The following is a 17,390-nucleotide window of genomic DNA, read 5'->3' as shown; positions in this document are numbered from 1 at the left end:
GGCATGCGGCACTGTTGCTTGAGCTACCGTCGCCTCTTCCTTTCGTTATCCTCGGGCTCGACCCGAGGATCCACGCAGTATCCGATAACGGAAAAACAGTACCCGCGATCCGTCCTTACGGCGCCTTGCCGTCTTCCTGTGGCTCGGCTGAGTGGCGCATGATCAGCGGCATCTGCGAGAGCGTGAAGAGGATGGTGATGGGCATGGTGCCCCAGACCTTGAAGGCGACCCAGAAATCCGTCGAGAAATTGCGCCAGACCACTTCGTTCATCACGGCAAGCACGATGAAGAACAGGCCCCAGCGCAGCGTCAGCTTGCGCCAGCCCTCGTCCGTCAGCTTGAAGGCGGCGTGGAACACGTAGCCGAGCAGCGATTTGCCGAACAGCAAGCCGCCGAGCAGGATGGCGCCGAACAGCGTGTTGACGATGGTCGGCTTCATCTTGATGAAGGTGTCGTTCTGCAGCCACAGCGTCAGCGCACCGAAGACGAACACCACGACACCCGAGATCAACGGCATCATCGGCAGCGTGCGGGTCAGGATCCAGGAAACGATCAGCGCCAGCGCGGTGGCGGCCATGAACAGGCCGGTGGCGATGAAGATTGGCCCGCCCATTTCGGCCAGCACCGGAAATTGCGCCGCCAACCATTCGCCGCGCGAATTGGCGAAGAAGAACACGACGAGTGGTCCCAGCTCCAGCACCATCTTGAGGAGGGGGCCGACCTTCTCCTCGGTCTTGGCCGGGGTCTCCAGCGTCACCTTGCTCATTCTCCAACTCCTGCGATCGCCTGCGCGAAATCCTTGGCCTCGAAGGGTTCGAGATCGTCGACCCCTTCCCCGACACCGATGAAATAGACCGGCAGCTTGTGTTTGGCGGCAATCGCCACAAGGATGCCGCCGCGGGCCGTACCGTCCAATTTTGTCATGATCAGGCCCGTGACACCCGCGACATTGCGGAAAATCTCGACCTGGTTCATCGCGTTCTGCCCGGTGGTGGCGTCGAGCGTCTGGAGAACCGTGTGCGGCGCGTCCGGATCGAGCTTGCCGAGCACGCGCACGATCTTTTCCAGTTCGGCCATCAGTTCCGTCTTGTTCTGCAGACGGCCGGCCGTATCGACGATCAGCACGTCGCTCTTCTTTTCCTTCGCCTGTTCGTAGGCCTCGTAGGCCAGCCCCGCCGCATCGGCGCCGAGCTTGGAGGAGACGATGTCGGAGCCGGTGCGCTCCGCCCAGATTTTCAGCTGCTCGATGGCCGCGGCGCGGAATGTGTCGCCCGCGGCGAGCATGACCTTCAGGCCGGCGCCGGAAAGCTTGGCGGCGAGCTTGCCGATGGTCGTCGTCTTGCCGGTGCCGTTGACGCCGACGACGAGGATGACATGCGGCTTGTGGTTGAGGTCGAGTTCCAGCGGCCTGGCGACCGGCGCCAGCACCTTGGTGATCTCGCTCGCCATGATGCGCGAGACGTCGCCGCCCGTCACATCCTTGCCGTAGCGCTCGGAGGCGAGCGTATCGGTGATGCGCAGCGCGGTTTCCACGCCAAGATCGGCCTGGATCAGCAGGTCTTCGAGATCCTGCAATGTAGCGTCGTCGAGCTTGCGCTTGGTGAACAGGCTGGTGATCTGGCCCGTCAGCTGCGAGGAGGTGCGCGAAAGACCCTCGCGCAGACGCTGAAACCAGGTGCGCTTCGGCTGCGCCACCGTCTCCACGACCGCTGCCCGCTCGGCCGTCGCAAAGCCCTTCGGCAGCACTGTCGGCTCGGTGCGCATCGCTTCTTCGAGAACAGGATCCTCGGGCCCGGCGGGCGGTGCTTCTTCGACCGGGAGGCTTTCGGGTTCCGGCTCGGCAATCTCTTCCGCCGGTGCCGCCGGCGCTTCTTCAGCCAAGACCTCTACCGGAGCCATCGGCTCTTCTTCGATAGGCGCTTCAATGGCCTCTTCCTCGGAGGCGACCTCGTCGCTCTCCGGCCCGGCTGCGGTTTCGACCTCGGCCGGCGCGACCGGGTCCTCGGCGACCGGCAGATCCGGGGCATGCGGCAGCGGATAGATATCCGGCTCGGCCTCGGCAGGCACATGGCTGGCGGCTTCGGGATTGGCGGCTTCCGCCTCGTCGAGCAGCGCGTCACGCTCTTCGACAACGGTCTCCGGCTCACGCTCGATGGCCGGTTCCGGGGCCGTTTCAATCACCTCGGGCGCGACGATGGCGGCCTCCGCCTCCGGCTTCTGCTCGGGGGCGGTGTCTTTGCCGAACGTAAAAATCTTCTTGATGAAGCCGAGGGCCATAAGGGTATCCGCTGGTTATGCGAGAGGGCGGTTTTCGGGCCGCATCGTCAGGTGTCTGCCATTGTGGCCGGTGATCGTCACCGGCACAAGGTCGCGAGGTTCGAGGCCCGCGGCATCGACGAGCGTGAAGTTTTCCGTGTGGGCAAGCCCGTTATTCTCGACGAGGATTTTTTGCGTACTGCCGACCATCCGGTCGAGATGCATCGCATGCAATCTGTTTCCGGTCTCGCGCAATCGGCCGGCGCGCTCCTTGACCAGCGCACGGTCGAGCTGCGGCATGCGCGCGGCCGGCGTGCCCGGGCGCGGGCTGTAGGGGAAGACGTGCAGATGGACAATGCCGCAGTCTTCGGCATGCCGCCTGGCATTGGAAAACATCTCTTCCGTTTCCGTCGGGAAGCCGGCGATCATGTCGGCGCCGAAACTCGCATCCGGACGCAAGGTTTTCACCCGCTCGCAGAAGGCGACGGCGTCGGCGCTGGAATGGCGGCGCTTCATGCGCTTCAGGATCATGTCGTCGCCATGCTGGAGCGAGAGATGCAGGTGCGGCATGAAGCGCGGTTCGTCTGCGATCAGGCCCCAGAGGTGATCATCCGCCTCGATGCTGTCGATCGAGGAGAGGCGGAGACGCTGGATTTCCGGCACCTGCTTCAAAAGCGTCCTGGCGAGCTGGCCGAGGCTCGGTTTGCCGGGCAGGTCGGCGCCGTAGCTGGTGGCATCGACGCCGGTCAGCACGATTTCCGAATAGCCGCTCTCGACGAGCTTGCGTGCCTGGTCGACGACGGCGCCCATCGGCACGGAGCGGGAATTGCCGCGACCGTACGGGATGATGCAGAAGGTGCAGCGGTGGTCGCAGCCGTTCTGCACCTGCACGAAGGCGCGCACATGGCCGTCGATCAGCTTCACCATCTGCGGCGCGGTTTCCCGCACGCTCATGATGTCGTTGACGCGCAGCTTCTCTTCCGCCGAGACGCCGAAATCCGGCAGTGCGCGGTAGGAAGCGCTCTTCAGCTTCTCCTCGTTGCCGAGCACGACGTCCACCTCGGGCATGTCGGCAAAGGTGGCGCTTTCCGTCTGCGCGGCGCAGCCGGTGACGATGATGCGGGCATGCGGATTGGTGCGGCGGGCGCGACGGATCGCCTGACGGGCCTGGCGCACGGCCTCGCCGGTGACGGCGCAGGTGTTCACCAGCACGGCATTGTTGAGCCCCGCCTTCTCGGCCTCCGCGCGCATCACTTCCGATTCGTAGGTGTTGAGCCGACAGCCGAAGGTTATGACCTCGACGCCGCTCAAAGCGCCGCCGCCTCGGCATCGTCGCGGCGGAAGGCGCCGGTCGAAGGGTCGAGCGTGCCCGACCACTCCCATTCGGCCGGGCCGGTCATGATGACATGGTCATCGTCGCGCCATTCGATCTGCAGTGTGCCACGGTTCGGGCTGCTGGCGACGGTGATCGTGACCTTGCGGCCGGTGCGGCCGGTGCGCGCGCCGGAAACGCCCGAAGCGCAGGCGGCGGAACCGCAGGCGAGCGTCAGGCCGGCGCCGCGTTCCCAGGTGCGGGTCGTCATCGTGGTCGGCGAGGTGACCTGCGCCAGCGTGATGTTGGCCTTTTCCGGGAACATCGGGTGGTTTTCGAGCAGTGGGCCGAAGCGGTCGAGATCGAACGTCATCGGGTCGCGATCGACCCAGAAGACGGCATGCGGGTTGCCCATCGACATGGCGGCCGGCGAATGCAGGATCGGATCGTCGATCGGCCCGATCTGCAATTCGATGCGGCTGGTGTCGTAGAATTCTTCCGCCAGAGGAATGCGATTCCACGCGAAGACCGGCTTGCCCATGTCGACGGAAATCGTGCCGTCCTCATGCTCGACGGCATTGAGGATGCCGGCGACGGTCTGGAAGGTGAAGACCTTGCGGCCGGTCTCGGCGGCGAGCGCCTGCACGACGCAGCGCGTGCCGTTGCCGCAGGCCTGCGCCTTCGTGCCATCGCAATTGAGGATGTCGATGAAGGCATCGGTGCCGTCGATCCGGGGGTCATGCACCGCCATGATCTGGTCGAAGCGGGTGGCGGGATCGGCCGCCAGCGCGATTGCCGCGGCCGGTGTGACGACATCCTTGCGGCCACGCATGTCCACGACCAGGATCATGTTTCCCAGCCCGTTCATCTTTGCGAATTCGACCGTCTTTGTCATCACGTCTGCCCGATCGGGCCAAAAGGCCCCGTTGGGGGCGTATATGGCGGAAAAGCCCGCGGATTTCCAGTGCCTTGCTCAGGTGGTGGCGAGCGGCACCTCGAAGACCTCGCCGGGCCGAAGGGCCCGAAAGCGTGTCCGGGCAATGCCGGCCGCATCGAGCGCGGTTTCCAGTGCGGCCAACGGCTCGTCTACGCCCTCGTTGGTCAGCCGGAACGTGCCCCAGTGATGGCCGGCGACATAGGCGGCTCCGCTCGCCGCCATGCCTTGCACCGCCTCGTGCGGGTTCTGGTGCTGCGGGCGCATGAACCAGCGCGGCTCATAGGCGCCGAAGGGCAGGTTTGCCAGCCGTATCGCGCCGTGTTTCTCGCGGATCGCCCGGTAGTTTATGCCCTGGTGAAAGCCGGTATCGCCGATATGGTAGATCTTGCCGCCCGGCGTCTCGATGAGGAAGGCCGACCACAGCGCCATGCGTCGGTCGCCGAGCCCGCGCGCCGACCAGTGGTGGCAGGGTTCGCAATGCAGCGTCACGCCGGCGGACAGGGGGGTGCTACCGCCCCAGTCCATGGTCGTGATGCGGCCTTCGCCGACGGTCGGGCCCATGATCCTGTCATTGCCGAGCGGCGTGAAGATCAGGCAATTGTCCCGCTCGCTGAGCGCCTTCAGCGTCGCGAGGTCGAGATGGTCGTAATGATTGTGCGTGACGAGCACGACGTCGATCTTCGGCAGGTCGGCAAGCGTGATGCCCGGCGGATTGACGCGCTTGGGCCCGGCAAAGGAGAAGGGGCTTACCCGGTCGCTCCAGACGGGATCGGTCAGGATGTTCAGGCCCGCCGTCTGGATCAGCAGCGCCGCATGGCCCACCATGGTCACGACGAGACGATCGCCCTCGACGCGCGCTTCCGGCACGGCAGCCGGAAACGGGCTCGGCCAATCGGCCGGCCAGGCCGCGCGCCCGCCGCCGAATTGCCAGCGCATCAGCTCGAAGAAACTGTTCGGTTCTTCCCCGTTCGGATTGAAGAAATGGGTACCGTCGAAATGGTCGCTGACCGGGCCGTCATAATAGCGGTTCGCCGCCAGGCTGCGGCTCGCGAATGTGCCACCCGCGAGCATCGTGAGGGCGCCTATGCCGGACCATTTGAGAAACTTGCGACGGTTCATTGACAAAAGATAAGCGTGGCCTTGCCGCGCTGCAACGGGCCGCAGTGGTCTCGCGAAAAAGTGACAAAAGCGCGGGTTTGCCCCGCATCCTTGACTTTCCGCCTTCTTTCCTGTTTAAGCCGCGCATCTGCGACAAGTGACGATGCTTGAAGCCGCCGACCGGGACCCATTGCGGTATAAACAGATCCCGGAGGTCAACACCCGACAGCGCGATGCGCCCTCGGGTGCTTTTTGGCTTTGCGTCTTGTTTTTGTCACCGATTGCACCGACGTTTCCGGCACGGACGGAAACAAGAAGGAAGACGTGATGTTTGAAACACTCCAGGACCGCCTTGGCTCCATTCTGAATGGACTGACAGGCCGTGGCGCGCTGTCCGAAGCCGATGTCTCGGCGGCGCTGCGCGAGGTCCGCCGTGCGCTGCTCGAAGCGGACGTGGCGCTGGAAGTGGTGCGCTCCTTCACCGATGCGGTGCGTGAAAAGGCCGTTGGCGCGGAAATCCTGAAGTCGATCAAGCCCGGCCAGATGGTCGTCAAGCTGGTGCATGACGAGCTTGTCTCCATGCTCGGCTCCGAAGGCGTGTCGATCGACCTCAATGCGGCCGCCCCCGTCGTCATCATGATGGTTGGTCTGCAGGGCTCCGGTAAGACGACCACCTCGGGCAAGATCGCCAACCGGCTGAAGACGCGTGACAAGAAGAAGGTCCTGATGGCCTCGCTCGACACGCGCCGTCCGGCCGCACAAGAGCAGCTTCGCCAGCTCGGCGTGCAGACCGGCATCGACACGCTGCCTGTTATCGCCGGCCAGTCGCCGACCGATATCGCCGCACGCGCCGTGCAGGCCGCAAAGCTCGGCGGCCATGACGTCGTCATCCTCGACACCGCCGGTCGCACCCATATCGACGAGCCGCTGATGATCGAGATGGCGGAGATCAAGCGGAAGTCCAATCCGCACGAAATCCTGCTCGTCGCCGATGCGCTGACCGGTCAGGACGCCGTCAACCTCGCCCGCAATTTCGACGACCGCGTCGGTATTACCGGCCTCGTTTTGACCCGTATGGATGGTGACGGCCGCGGCGGTGCTGCCCTTTCCATGCGCGCCGTCACCGGCAAGCCGATCAAGCTGATCGGCGTCGGCGAAAAGATGGGCGAACTCGAAGAGTTCCATCCCCGCCGCGTCGCCGACCGTATCCTCGGCATGGGCGACATCGTTTCACTCGTCGAGAAGGCGGCGGAGAATATCGACGCCGAGAAGGCGGCCGCCATGGCCGCCAAGATGGCCAAGGGCAAGTTCGACCTGAACGACCTCGCCGACCAGCTCGCCCAGATGCAGAAGATGGGCGGCATGGGCGGCATCATGGGGCTGATGCCCGGCATGGCCGGCATGAAGGACAAGATGTCCGCCGCCGGTCTCGACGACAAGCTGTTCGGCCGCCAGATCGCCATCATCAATTCGATGACCAAGGCCGAGCGCGCCAACCCGGATATCCTCAAGCATTCGCGCAAGAAGCGCATCGCCGCCGGCTCCGGCACCGATGCGGCCGACATCAACAAGCTTCTGAAGATGCATCGCCAGATGGCGGACATGATGAAGATGATGGGCGGCAAGAAGGGCGGCGGCATGATGAAGCAGATGATGGGCGGCCTTGCCGGCAAGATGGGCCTCGGTGGCCTTGGCGGCGGCATGGGCGGCATGCCCGATCTGTCGAAGATGGATCCGAAGCAGCTCGAAGCGCTCGCCAAGCAGGCGGAAGCCGCCGGCATCAAGCCGGGCAGCATGCCGGGCCTGGGCGGCGGCGGTCTTCCCGGTCTCGGTGGCGGGCGCCTGCCCGGTCTTGGTGGTTTTCCGGGCCTTCCCGGCCTGCCGAAGAAGAAGTGAGGGGTTGAGGCATGACGATCGATCCGAAGGTCAAGCAGCAATTGGGAGAATACCGGCAGTCGATCGACAATATCGACGCTGCCCTTGTGCATATGCTCGCCGAACGGTTCCGCTGCACCCAGGCAGTGGGCGTGCTGAAAGCGACGCATGAACTGCCGCCGGCCGATCCGGCGCGCGAGGAATACCAGATCGAGCGCCTTCGCCGCCTGGCGAAGGATGCCAATCTGGATCCGGATTTCGCGGAGAAGTTTTTGAACTTCATCATCCACGAGGTGATCCGGCACCACGAAGCCATTGCCGCTGAACACAGCGGCGCAAACCAGAATACCGCTTGAAACAAGCGGTCCTATCTATCCAAGGAGAAATGACATGGCATTGAAAATTCGTCTCGCCCGCGGTGGCTCCAAGAAGCGTCCGTACTACCAGATCGTCGTTGCCGACGCCCGCTCGCCGCGCGATGGCCGTTTCCTCGAGAAGGTCGGTTCGTGGAACCCGATGCTCGGCAAGGAAGACGCAAACCGCGTCCAGATCGACGCCGACCGCATCAAGGAATGGCTCGCCAAGGGCGCCCAGCCGACCGACCGCGTTGCCCGCTTCCTCGATGAAGCCGGCGTCGCAAAGCGCGAAGCCCGCAACAACCCGGACAAGGCAAAGCCGGGCAAGAAGGCTCTCGAGCGCGCTGCCGAGAAGAAGCAGAAGGAAGAAGACGCCGCTGCTGCTGCCGCTGGCGAATAATCTTCCCTGACACCATCTTGAACGGACGGCATGTTTCATGCCGTCCGTTTTTGTTTGCCCGTTTTTGTTTGGATCGCGCTCAAGAACGTCGTAAAGCGTTTGCGCGTAGCTGAAGCCTCATCGAACGTTCGGAACCGAACCATGGCGAAACCGGAAAATCCTGTCCTCATGGGCACCGTCGGCGCGGCCCAGGGCCTGCGCGGCGAAGTGCGCGTGAAATCCTACACCATCGACCCGACGGCGATCGGTGATTACGGCCACCTGCACACGGAGGACGGCCGGTCCTTCGAGGTGCTGGAGGTGCGCGAGGCGAAGAATGTCGTCGTGGTGCGCTTCCGTGGCATCAACGACCGCAACGCCGCCGAGGCGCTGAACGGCCTTGAACTCTATATCGACCGCGACAACCTGCCGGACGAGGAACTGGACGAAGACGAGTTCTTCTATGCCGATCTCGAAGGTCTGGAGGCCGTCGATACGCAGGGCCGCAGCCACGGCACGGTGACCGGCATCTTCGATTTCGGCGCAGGCGACCTGCTGGAGCTCAAGGGGCCGGGCAAGCGCCCGGTGCTCATTCCCTTCTCCGAAGCAGCCGTGCTCGAAATCGACGTCGATGGCGGACGCCTGGTGATCGACGCCTTTGCGGCCGGTCTCGAGGAAGACGAGAAGGAAGGCCCAGGCAGCCGGCGCCGCCGTCCCCCGGAAGATGGCGAGGACTGACGTGGCTTTCCGCGCCACCATCCTGACGCTCTATCCTGAGATGTTTCCGGGTCTCTTGGGCCAGTCGCTGTCCGGCAAGGCGCTGGATCGCGGCGACTGGGCGCTCGACTGCGTGCAGATCCGTGATTTCACCACCGACCGCCACCGCACCGTCGACGACACGCCGGCCGGCGGCGGTGCCGGCATGGTGCTGAAGCCGGACGTGCTGGCGAAAGCAATCGACCATGCTTCGGAGGGCGATCATCGTCCGCGCTTGTTGATGAGCCCGCGTGGGCGGCCGCTGACACAGGCCCGCGTGCGCGAACTCGCTGCGGGTGAGGGCGTGATTGTGGTTTGCGGCCGTTTCGAGGGTGTCGACCAGCGCGTCATCGACGGGCGTGAGCTCGAAGAGGTGTCGATCGGCGATTACATTCTCTCGGGCGGCGAGCCGGCGGCGATGATCCTGCTCGATGCCATCGTGCGTATCCTGCCCGGCGTGATGGGCAATGCGCTGTCCGGCGAGCACGAGAGTTTCGAGGGCGGACTGCTCGAGCATCCGCACTATACCCGTCCGCAGGTCTGGGAAGGCCAGGAAATCCCCGGCGTGCTCACCTCCGGCAACCACGCGGCCATCAACAGATGGCGCCGTGAGGAAGCGGAGAAAATCACGCGTGAGCGCCGGCCGGATCTCCTTCAGCCCGTCACGAAATAATAGACCGTCAGCGCCGCACCGACCGCGACCACCAGGGCGCGGATCACCGGTTGCGGCACGCGCCGCGCGGCCCAGACGCCGGACCAGCCACCAAGTGCACCCGCCGGCACCATGACGGCTGCCTGCGGCCAACCGACCACGTCGCCGCTGGCGAAGACGACGATGGCCACCGCAGCGATCACCACGGCCAGAAAATTCTTCAGCGCATTGAGGCGATGATAGTCGCCGCCCTTCGTCAGGCCGAGCACGGCGAGCATCATGATGCCCATGCCGGCGCCGAAAAAGCCGCCGTAGATCGAGGTTGCGAACTGGCCGGCAAGGCCAAGCGGCGAGACCGGCGTTTCGGCATGCAGCGTTTTCGGCTTGAGATAGGGGCCGGCCGCGAAGATCACGGTGGCTGCGAGCAGCAGCCAGGGCACGAGGGACCGGAAGGAGGGATTGTCGAGCGACAGCAGCAAGAGCGCGCCGCCAAGCCCGCCGACGAGGGAGATGACCCCGAGCAGCGCCGCTTCGCGCCAGTCCGCCTTGATCTCCTTGGCATAGGCGAGCGAGGAGGTGACATAGCCGGGAAACTGGGTGATCGACGAGGTCGCATTGGCGACGATCGGCGGCAGGCCGATCAGCGTCATCGCGCCGAAGGTGAGGAAGGTACCGCCGCCGGCAATGGCATTGACCACGCCGGACAGAAATCCGGCAACGAAAAGCAGTATGGCATCGGCTATGGACATGATACTCCCGGCGGCAGCGGCCGGGATGCCGTGTCGCTTCTCCCGTTTGGGTGATAGCGTGGCGGCAAACGGCCGGCAAGCTCCGAAAACCGGCGTTCCCGGCGGATTCTTTGCTCGTCGGGGATGACAAGCCGGTTCGATTGGTGTATTGGCCCGCACGGATTTGGGATTACCCAGCCGACCTGCAAGCAAAGAATGGCGAATCCGCTCCGCCCGGCAACGGGCTAACCCAAGAGGCATGACCTCGAAGGCGACCGTCGAGCGCTCTGGCTGTTTCAGAAGAACCAGAAGGTTTAGACCGATGAACATCATTCAGCAGCTCGAAGCCGAACAGGCCGCGAAGATCGAAGCCAAGCGCCAGCTTCCGGAATTCTCCCCGGGCGACACGCTGCGCGTCAACGTCCGCGTGACGGAAGGCTCGCGTACCCGCGTTCAGGCCTATGAAGGCGTCTGCATCGCCCGTTCGGGTGGTAGCATCAACGAGAGCTTCACCGTTCGCAAGATTTCCTACGGCGAAGGCGTCGAGCGCGTTTTCCCGGTTTACTCGCCGCTCGTCGAAAGCGTCGAAGTCGTGCGCCGCGGTAAGGTCCGCCGCGCCAAGCTCTATTACCTGCGCGACCGTCGCGGCAAGTCGGCTCGTATCGTCGAGAACACCGGCACGCGCGCCCGCAACCTGAACGACGCCGAGCGCGCCGCCGTTGCCGAAGAAAAGGCCCGTCTCGAAGCCGAGAAGGTCGCAGCCGCCCAGGCGCTCGCCGCTGAAAAGGCCGCAGCAGAAGCTGCCGAAAAGGCAGCCGCTGACGAAGCCGCAAAGGCTGCAGAAGCCGCCGCTGAGTAATCAGCGCCGATCTGATCGATCGAAGCCGTCGGCCTTGGCCGGCGGCTTTTTTGTTTTACGAAAAAGCCTTTGCACGCAAGCGTCATGCTTGCCTGCCCGCCTGAACCTGTGACAGTGTTCCGCCGCCACAATTCAGGAGCATAGTTGATGTTTTCCCGCCGCGCCGTTCTTGCAGGCCTTGCTGCCGTTGCCCTCATGCCCGCCGTCGCATTCGCCGCGGATCTGCCGGACCTCGGCGGCAAGACGGTCGTTGTCGTCACGGAAAATGCCTATCCGCCGCTGCAATTCGTCGATCCCAAGACCGGCAACCAGATCGGCTGGGAATATGACGCGATGAACGAGATCGCCAAGCGGCTGAACTTCAAGGTCGAGTACCAGAACACCGCGTGGGACGCGATGATCCAGGCGGTCTCCGACAACCAGTACAACATCGGCATGACCGGCATCACCATCAAGGACGACCGCAAGGAGAAGGTGGATTTCTCCGACCCCTATATGCGCTCGCAGCAGTTCATGCTGGTGCGTGCCGACGAGACGCGCTTCACCGATGCGAAGTCCTTTGCAGCGTTGACGGATGGGCTGATCGCCGCGCAGCCGGGCACCTCGCCCTTCTACACCGCCGTCTATGAAATCCTCGACGGCAACGAGCAGAACCCGCGCATCAAGCTGTTCGAGACGTTCGGCGCGACGGTGCAGGCGCTTCAGGGCGGTGACGTCGATCTCGTCCTGACCGACAGCGTTGCCGCCAAGGGCTATGTCGATGCGTCCGGCGGCAAGCTGAAGGTCGTCGGCGAGCCGCTCGGCACCGAGGATTTCGGTTTCATCTTCCCGAAGGGCTCCGATCTCGTCGCTCCCGTCAACGCGGCAATCGCCGCACTCAAGGCCGACGGCACGCTCGATGGGCTCAACAAAAAGTGGTTCCTCGACTACAAGATGGGCCAGTAGCGGGCGGCCATGGCGCCCGTTTCCTCTGACGCGTCGAAGGACGACTATCCCTGGTGGCTGGTCGCTCTCGGCGTGATCGCGCTGGCGCTTGCCGGCGTCATCATTGCCAATGATCTCTATACGCAGGTGTTCAGCGTCGTGCTGAAGGGGCTGTGGGTGACGATCTTCGTGACCCTCGTCGCCTTCCTGCTCGCCACCCTGCTTGGCCTCGGCGTCGCGTTGATGGCGCTGTCGGACAGCAAGGCGCTGCGCCAGATCGCCCGCTTCTATACGGAGGTGATCCGTGGCGTGCCGATCCTCGTTCTGCTGTTCTACATCGCCTTCGTCGGTGCGCCGGCGCTGGTGGCGTTGATCAACCTCGTGCTCTCGCCGCTGGTCGGCGCCGGCCTTGTCGAGCCGATGCAGGTGCGCGATCTTTCCCTGATGTGGCGGGCGATCTTCGCGCTGATGATCGGCTATTCCGCCTTCATCGCCGAGGTTTTCCGTGCCGGCATTCTGGCGGTGGACAAGGGACAGATCGAGGCGGCCAAGGCGCTGGGCTTGTCGCGGTTCCAGCGCTTCCGGCTCGTCGTCTTCCCGCAGGCGGTGCGTGTCATCCTGCCGCCGCTCGGCAACGATTTCGTGGCGATGGTGAAGGACAGTTCGCTCGTCTCGGTGCTCGGCGTCGCCGACATCACGCAGATGGGCAAGGTCTACGCCTCCGGGTCGTTCCGCTTCTTCGAGACCTATTCCATCGTCGCCTATGTCTATCTCATCCTGACGATCGGCCTTTCGCTCGGGCTTCGCACCCTGGAAAGACGCCTGCGCCGCATCTGAGGCCGCTCACTCGCGGGCAAGGATGATCAGGCGGTCGGTGGGGTCGAACGCGATCTTGTCCGACTTCACCGGATTGACGACGACCCCGCCCATATTGCGCGGGTCATGCCCCGGCGCGTTGGCGCGGCTGTAGCCGAGCGCGACCTCGCCGCGGATGAGGGCGGCAAGATTGACGGTGTAGAAGTTCACCGGCCGGTCGATGGCGATATAGTCGGTGACCGGGCGCATGTAGATTTCCGAGCCGTCCTCGTCGAGCAACTCGTCGAAGATCTGCGCCATCATGTCGTTTTCCGAAGCCTGCGCCAGCATCAGGCTCACCAGCTTGTTGCTGACGACGAAGTCGTCGGCGCGGGTGACGGCGGCGAGGTTGCGGTTGCGCACGTCGATCATCTCGCTGACGATGCCGATATGCTGGTTGGCGGCCTCGGCGATCTTGCGAAGCTGGAGCAGCGTCACCAGCGTGGCGGTATCGGCCGGCTGGGCGGCCATGTGGTCGCTGTAGCCGAGCACCAGCACGTGGTCGTAGGCGGGCACGTCGAGCGCATCGAGTGCGGCGCGGTTCGACGTGTCGATCACCGCCGAGCGAACCGTCAGGTTCTCCTGCAAATAGGTGAGCCCCGCGACCTCCGTCTCCAGGTCCGGCGTGTTGGCGGCGATCAGCAGTTCCGAGCCCGGCGAAACGTAGCGCGACAGTTCCTGTGTGATGATCGGCCCGCGCCGGTTCCAGCCGAGCAGCAGCGTGCGCTCCGGCCCCGGCTCGCGGTGGACACGCGGGCGCACGATGTCGCGGTCGACCTCGAAGTCCCCGGTCCTCAGCTTGATCGTCGCATCGTCCTCGGCAATCAGGATGGCCCGTTCGCCGGCGAGGATGATGCGGTTTGTCGGCGGGTTGAGATGCACCACGCCGTCATTGTCGCAAAGGCCGATCAGCGTCGATGTCTCGTAGGCCATGACCGCATGGCCGAAGGATTTCCCGACAAGGGCCGGCTGTTCGACGGTGTAGATTTCCGAGCCGTCGAAATCGAGCAGTTCGGTATAGACGGCGGAAAGCCCGGCCTGCCGGCTGGAGCTGACGACGATGCGCGAGATCAGCTCGTCGGCGAGCACCAGTTGCAACTCGCCGCCGCCGACGATGCGGGCGACCTCGGCGTTCTTCGCATCGCGGATTTCGGCGGCGATCTGGTAGGGCTCCTTGCGCCGGCCCGGATCGTTGACGAGGGCGAGTACCGTCTTGATGACCTGGGAATCCGCGTAGTCGCTCTCCGGCGAGAGCACGATGATCGAGCGCGACGCCTGCGGGTTGACGATGTTGACGTCGTAGAGGTCCGTCGGGTCGCCGCTGCGGCAGATGATGCGCGTGTTGCCGAGATCCTCGATCTTGTCGGCGATCTCGTCCTCCATCTCCACCTTGTCCTTCGAGGCCATGATGACGATGCGCGGATTGCGGCGGCTCTGGTTGGCGATGACGAGTTCGGAAATCACGTCGAAGATCGACGGCGACCAGTTGAAGATGATCGTGTGGTCTTTCTCCAGCACATGCGAGCGGCCCTTGCGCAGTTCGTCGAGCTTTTCGTCGAGGCCGGAGCTCAGCACGCCGATAAGGGCGGAGAAGACGAAGATGCCGGCGACGGTGACGAAGAGCGAGACACCACGGAAGCCCCAGCCGACATCGCCGCCCATGGCGCCGGCATCCATGGTGCGCATCAGCGATTCCCAGGCGCCCTCGATGAAGGAGACGGGCTCGGCGCCCTCCTGCGCAATGCCGGTGATCGCCAGGAACAGGCCCGCAATGACGATCACCACCAGCGAGATCACCGTCAGCCAGCCGATCAGCGCGATCGGCCCCGCCGCCATGCTCTTGTCGAACTGGTAGCGCAGGCGGTCCCGCCAGGTAATCGTCTTCATGTTTGTCCCCTTGGCCGACCCTTAGCCGGATACGTCTATCGAGTGTCAAAAATTCGGGGCCACGGCAAGAAGGCCCGCCGGAAATTTTAGGAAGAGCGTAAACGACGGCGCTGGCGGGCAACTTGCCGAGTGTCGCAAAAATCGCTATATGCGAACCATGGAATCCAAGTTCGGATGCACGGAAAAGCATGTCGTCGTGCTGCAGGATCACAAGCGCCTGCCGGCACGCTTCTTTGCGCGTGTCTTCGGGGCGCTCACCAGCCGCCTAGCCTGATCGCTTTCGATCCTGCAGGCCCCGTCCTGCCGAATTCCTGTACCCCTCAACATGCCAGCGGATGAAGAGCCATGAGCGCACCCCGTACCCTCTATGACAAGATTTTCGACGATCACATCGTCTCCCGCCAGGAAGACGGCACCTGTCTTCTCTACATCGACCGTCACCTCGTTCACGAGGTGACGTCGCCGCAGGCCTTCGAAGGCCTGCGCATGGCCGGCCGCAAGGTACGTGCGCCGGAAAAGACGCTCGCCGTCGTCGACCACAACGTGCCCACCTCGCCGGATCGCCACCAGGGCATCAAGAACGAGGAAAGCCGCATCCAGGTCGAGGCGCTCGCCACCAACGCCGCGGAATTCGGCGTTGAATATTATTCGGAAAAGGACGTGCGCCAGGGCATCGTGCACATCGTCGGCCCGGAGCAGGGGTTCACCCTGCCGGGCATGACCATCGTCTGCGGTGACAGCCACACCTCGACGCACGGCGCCTTCGGCGCGCTGGCGCATGGCATCGGCACGTCGGAAGTGGAGCACGTTCTGGCGACCCAGACGCTGATCCAGAAGAAGGCGAAGAACATGCTGGTGCGCGTCGACGGCCAGCTGCCGCCGGGCGTCACCGCCAAGGACATCATTCTCGCCATCATCGGCGAGATCGGCACGGCCGGCGGCACCGGCCACGTCATCGAATTCGCGGGCGAGGCCATCCGTTCGCTGTCGATGGAAGGCCGCATGACGATCTGCAACATGACGATCGAAGGCGGTGCCCGCGCCGGCCTCATCGCGCCCGACGAAAAGACCTTCGACTATATCAAGGGCAAGCCGCGCGCGCCGAAGGGTCAGGCGCTGGACATGGCGATCGACTACTGGAAGACGCTCTACACGGAAGAAGGCGCGCATTTCGACCGTGTCGTCGTGCTCGATGCCGCCAACCTGCCGCCGATCGTCTCCTGGGGCTCCTCGCCGGAAGACGTCGTCTCCGTGCAGGGCGTGGTGCCGAACCCGGATGAGATCGAAGACGAGACGAAGCGCACCTCCAAGTGGCGCGCGCTCGACTATATGGGCCTGAAGCCGGACACCAAGATCACCGACATCGCCATCGACCGGGTGTTCATCGGTTCCTGCACCAACGGCCGCATCGAGGACCTGCGCGCCGTTGCTGCCGTCGTCGAGGGCAAGCAGGTGGCCTCCACCGTCAGCGCCATGATCGTCCCGGGCTCCGGCCTCGTGAAGGAGCAGGCGGAAGCCGAAGGCCTCGACACGATCTTCAAGGCGGCTGGCTTCGACTGGCGCGAGCCGGGCTGCTCCATGTGCCTTGCCATGAACGACGACCGCCTGAAGCCGGGCGAGCGCTGCGCCTCGACCTCGAACCGCAACTTCGAAGGCCGTCAGGGCTTCAAGGGCCGCACGCACCTCGTGTCGCCCGCCATGGCCGCCGCCGCGGCGATTGCCGGCCACTTCGTCGATATCCGCGAGTGGAACTGATCCCGGTCTTTGTACCGATGTGATAGAAGGCCGGGAGCATGCTCCCGGCCTTTGCATTTCAGGAGATCCCCATGAAACGCCTGCTTCTGCTGCGTCACGCCAAATCCGCCTGGCCGGAGGGTGTGGAGGACCACGAGCGGCCGCTGGGCAACCGTGGCCGGCGGGACGCGCCGCGCATGGGCGCCTACATCGCTGCCTCCGGGCTTCAGCCGGATTTCGCGCTGGTCTCGTCGGCGCGGCGCACGCAGGAGACCTGGGGGCTGGTCGAGCTTGCGCTTGCGGGTCCATGCCCGTTCCGCACGGTGCCGTCGATCTACGAGGCCGAGCCGGAGGCGATCCTCACGGCAATCCGGGACGCACCGGAGGAGAGCGAACGGCTGCTCGCCATCGGTCACAATCCCGGCTTCGAGAGTTTGGCAGCGCTCCTGGCCCCGGACGGTGATGCCGATGCGCTGGCGCGGCTGCGGACCAAATATCCGACAGCGGGACTGGCGGTGATCACCTTCGATGTCGCGCGTTGGGAGAATGTCGCGCCGGGCGCAGGCAGGCTCGAAAGCTTCGTCACGCCGAAGGTACTGAAATAGCGAGGCAGATGGGTCTTGGCCCCTGTGTTGCTTTTGCGCCCATGTAAATACCCCCCTCATCCGGCCCTACGGGCCACCTTCTCCCCGCGGGGGAGAAGGGAAACGAGACGTCGCGGCCTATCCCCTTCTCCCCAGCGGGGAGAAGGTGCCGGCAGGCGGATGAGGGGGCATCCGCCT

At 64.4% G+C, this 17,390-nt stretch carries 17 protein-coding genes and 1 pseudogene; 11 read left to right on the top strand and 7 right to left on the bottom strand.

Going from position 1 to position 17,390, the window contains the following annotated elements:
* Window positions 1–115: 115 nt before the first annotated feature.
* The 5 genes from GR138_RS21160 to GR138_RS21140 all read right to left on the bottom strand — a co-directional run bounded on the left by GR138_RS21160 (window position 116) and on the right by GR138_RS21140 (window position 5,624).
* The gene (locus GR138_RS21160) at window positions 116–766 is read right to left on the bottom strand and encodes a septation protein A (RefSeq protein WP_202402756.1); all 651 of its coding nucleotides are present in this window, start codon (window positions 764–766) and stop codon (window positions 116–118) included.
* Entirely contained in the window at window positions 763–2,277 is a 1,515-nt protein-coding gene (gene ftsY, locus GR138_RS21155) for a signal recognition particle-docking protein FtsY (protein ID WP_160861251.1), read from the bottom strand. The genes GR138_RS21160 and ftsY overlap by 4 nt, the downstream gene beginning before the upstream one ends.
* A 15-nt stretch (window positions 2,278–2,292) precedes the next feature.
* Window positions 2,293–3,567 (bottom strand): tRNA (N(6)-L-threonylcarbamoyladenosine(37)-C(2))-methylthiotransferase MtaB, encoded by a 1,275-nt coding sequence (mtaB, locus tag GR138_RS21150; RefSeq protein WP_160861250.1) that lies wholly within the window; start codon window positions 3,565–3,567, stop codon window positions 2,293–2,295.
* On the bottom strand, window positions 3,564–4,463 hold the full coding sequence (gene dapF, locus GR138_RS21145; RefSeq protein WP_160861249.1) for a diaminopimelate epimerase: 900 nt from the start codon (window positions 4,461–4,463) through the stop codon (window positions 3,564–3,566). Before dapF ends, mtaB begins: the two co-directional genes overlap by 4 nt.
* Window positions 4,464–4,541: 78 nt before the next feature.
* A complete protein-coding gene (locus tag GR138_RS21140) occupies window positions 4,542–5,624 on the bottom strand; it encodes an MBL fold metallo-hydrolase (RefSeq protein ID WP_160861248.1) in 1,083 nt (360 codons plus the stop codon).
* 306 nt (window positions 5,625–5,930) lie between these two features.
* Between GR138_RS21140 and ffh the strand changes: the two genes are divergently transcribed.
* The 5 genes from ffh to trmD all read left to right on the top strand — a co-directional run bounded on the left by ffh (window position 5,931) and on the right by trmD (window position 9,642).
* Window positions 5,931–7,499 carry a signal recognition particle protein gene (ffh, locus tag GR138_RS21135; protein WP_160861247.1) on the top strand — a complete coding sequence of 523 codons (1,569 nt, stop codon included), beginning with the start codon at window positions 5,931–5,933 and terminating at the stop codon, window positions 7,497–7,499.
* 11 nt (window positions 7,500–7,510) lie between these two features.
* On the top strand, window positions 7,511–7,834 hold the full coding sequence (locus GR138_RS21130; RefSeq protein WP_133034523.1) for a chorismate mutase: 324 nt from the start codon (window positions 7,511–7,513) through the stop codon (window positions 7,832–7,834).
* A 34-nt stretch (window positions 7,835–7,868) separates the two neighbouring features.
* Window positions 7,869–8,234, top strand: a complete 366-nt coding sequence (gene rpsP, locus GR138_RS21125; RefSeq protein WP_160861246.1) for a 30S ribosomal protein S16 — start codon at window positions 7,869–7,871, stop codon at window positions 8,232–8,234.
* Between the two features lie 141 nt (window positions 8,235–8,375).
* Window positions 8,376–8,951: a ribosome maturation factor RimM gene (rimM, locus tag GR138_RS21120; RefSeq protein ID WP_160861245.1), complete on the top strand. Its 576-nt coding sequence runs from the start codon at window positions 8,376–8,378 to the stop codon at window positions 8,949–8,951.
* 1 nt (window position 8,952) lies between these two features.
* The gene (gene trmD, locus GR138_RS21115) at window positions 8,953–9,642 is read left to right on the top strand and encodes a tRNA (guanosine(37)-N1)-methyltransferase TrmD (protein WP_160861244.1); all 690 of its coding nucleotides are present in this window, start codon (window positions 8,953–8,955) and stop codon (window positions 9,640–9,642) included.
* Here the strand turns inward: trmD and GR138_RS21110 are convergent.
* Complete coding sequence (locus GR138_RS21110; protein ID WP_160861243.1) at window positions 9,624–10,370, bottom strand: sulfite exporter TauE/SafE family protein; 747 nt, start codon at window positions 10,368–10,370, stop codon at window positions 9,624–9,626. The genes trmD and GR138_RS21110 overlap by 19 nt on opposite strands.
* Window positions 10,371–10,671: 301 nt before the next feature.
* Here GR138_RS21110 and rplS point away from each other — a divergent pair, with 301 nt between their 5' ends.
* The 3 genes from rplS (at window position 10,672) to GR138_RS21095 (ending at window position 12,969) form a co-directional block, all read left to right on the top strand.
* On the top strand, window positions 10,672–11,208 hold the full coding sequence (rplS, locus tag GR138_RS21105; protein ID WP_160861242.1) for a 50S ribosomal protein L19: 537 nt from the start codon (window positions 10,672–10,674) through the stop codon (window positions 11,206–11,208).
* Between the two features lie 147 nt (window positions 11,209–11,355).
* Window positions 11,356–12,153, top strand: a complete 798-nt coding sequence (locus GR138_RS21100) for a basic amino acid ABC transporter substrate-binding protein (RefSeq protein ID WP_160861241.1) — start codon at window positions 11,356–11,358, stop codon at window positions 12,151–12,153.
* Between the two features lie 9 nt (window positions 12,154–12,162).
* The gene (locus GR138_RS21095) at window positions 12,163–12,969 is read left to right on the top strand and encodes an amino acid ABC transporter permease (RefSeq protein WP_160861240.1); all 807 of its coding nucleotides are present in this window, start codon (window positions 12,163–12,165) and stop codon (window positions 12,967–12,969) included.
* A gap of 6 nt (window positions 12,970–12,975) precedes the next feature.
* On the opposite strand, the gene GR138_RS21090 is transcribed toward GR138_RS21095, so the two are convergent.
* Entirely contained in the window at window positions 12,976–14,874 is a 1,899-nt protein-coding gene (locus tag GR138_RS21090) for a CASTOR/POLLUX-related putative ion channel (protein WP_160861239.1), read from the bottom strand.
* A gap of 345 nt (window positions 14,875–15,219) precedes the next feature.
* Between GR138_RS21090 and leuC the strand changes: the two genes are divergently transcribed.
* The 3 genes and pseudogenes from leuC to GR138_RS31050 all read left to right on the top strand — a co-directional run.
* Window positions 15,220–16,629, top strand: coding sequence for a 3-isopropylmalate dehydratase large subunit (gene leuC / locus GR138_RS21085; RefSeq protein ID WP_160861238.1), 1,410 nt, complete (start codon window positions 15,220–15,222; stop codon window positions 16,627–16,629).
* A 71-nt stretch (window positions 16,630–16,700) separates the two neighbouring features.
* Window positions 16,701–17,213 (top strand): SixA phosphatase family protein, encoded by a 513-nt coding sequence (locus tag GR138_RS21080; RefSeq protein ID WP_160861237.1) that lies wholly within the window; start codon window positions 16,701–16,703, stop codon window positions 17,211–17,213.
* 47 nt (window positions 17,214–17,260) lie between these two features.
* Window positions 17,261–17,383 (top strand): annotated as a pseudogene (locus GR138_RS31050) (endonuclease domain-containing protein); the annotation flags it as partial.
* Window positions 17,384–17,390 lie beyond the last annotated feature (7 nt).

The organism is Shinella kummerowiae (assembly GCF_009827055.1).
GTDB classification, from domain to species: Bacteria; Pseudomonadota; Alphaproteobacteria; order Rhizobiales; family Rhizobiaceae; genus Shinella; species Shinella kummerowiae.
The sequence above is the reverse complement of the archived record's forward strand: the minus strand, read 5'-3'. Positions and strand labels throughout refer to the sequence as shown.

Coding starts and splice junctions, on each gene's coding strand:
- GR138_RS21160 (WP_202402756.1), bottom strand. CDS start 766: ATGAGCAAGGTGACGCTGGAGACCCCGGCCAAGACCGAGGAGAAGGTC.
- leuC (WP_160861238.1), top strand. CDS start 15,220: ATGAGCGCACCCCGTACCCTCTATGACAAGATTTTCGACGATCACATC.
- GR138_RS21110 (WP_160861243.1), bottom strand. CDS start 10,370: ATGTCCATAGCCGATGCCATACTGCTTTTCGTTGCCGGATTTCTGTCC.
- GR138_RS21080 (WP_160861237.1), top strand. CDS start 16,701: ATGAAACGCCTGCTTCTGCTGCGTCACGCCAAATCCGCCTGGCCGGAG.
- GR138_RS21130 (WP_133034523.1), top strand. CDS start 7,511: ATGACGATCGATCCGAAGGTCAAGCAGCAATTGGGAGAATACCGGCAG.
- GR138_RS21090 (WP_160861239.1), bottom strand. CDS start 14,874: ATGAAGACGATTACCTGGCGGGACCGCCTGCGCTACCAGTTCGACAAG.
- rpsP (WP_160861246.1), top strand. CDS start 7,869: ATGGCATTGAAAATTCGTCTCGCCCGCGGTGGCTCCAAGAAGCGTCCG.
- rimM (WP_160861245.1), top strand. CDS start 8,376: ATGGCGAAACCGGAAAATCCTGTCCTCATGGGCACCGTCGGCGCGGCC.
- GR138_RS21140 (WP_160861248.1), bottom strand. CDS start 5,624: ATGAACCGTCGCAAGTTTCTCAAATGGTCCGGCATAGGCGCCCTCACG.
- GR138_RS21095 (WP_160861240.1), top strand. CDS start 12,163: ATGGCGCCCGTTTCCTCTGACGCGTCGAAGGACGACTATCCCTGGTGG.
- GR138_RS21100 (WP_160861241.1), top strand. CDS start 11,356: ATGTTTTCCCGCCGCGCCGTTCTTGCAGGCCTTGCTGCCGTTGCCCTC.
- ffh (WP_160861247.1), top strand. CDS start 5,931: ATGTTTGAAACACTCCAGGACCGCCTTGGCTCCATTCTGAATGGACTG.
- rplS (WP_160861242.1), top strand. CDS start 10,672: ATGAACATCATTCAGCAGCTCGAAGCCGAACAGGCCGCGAAGATCGAA.
- dapF (WP_160861249.1), bottom strand. CDS start 4,463: ATGACAAAGACGGTCGAATTCGCAAAGATGAACGGGCTGGGAAACATG.
- ftsY (WP_160861251.1), bottom strand. CDS start 2,277: ATGGCCCTCGGCTTCATCAAGAAGATTTTTACGTTCGGCAAAGACACC.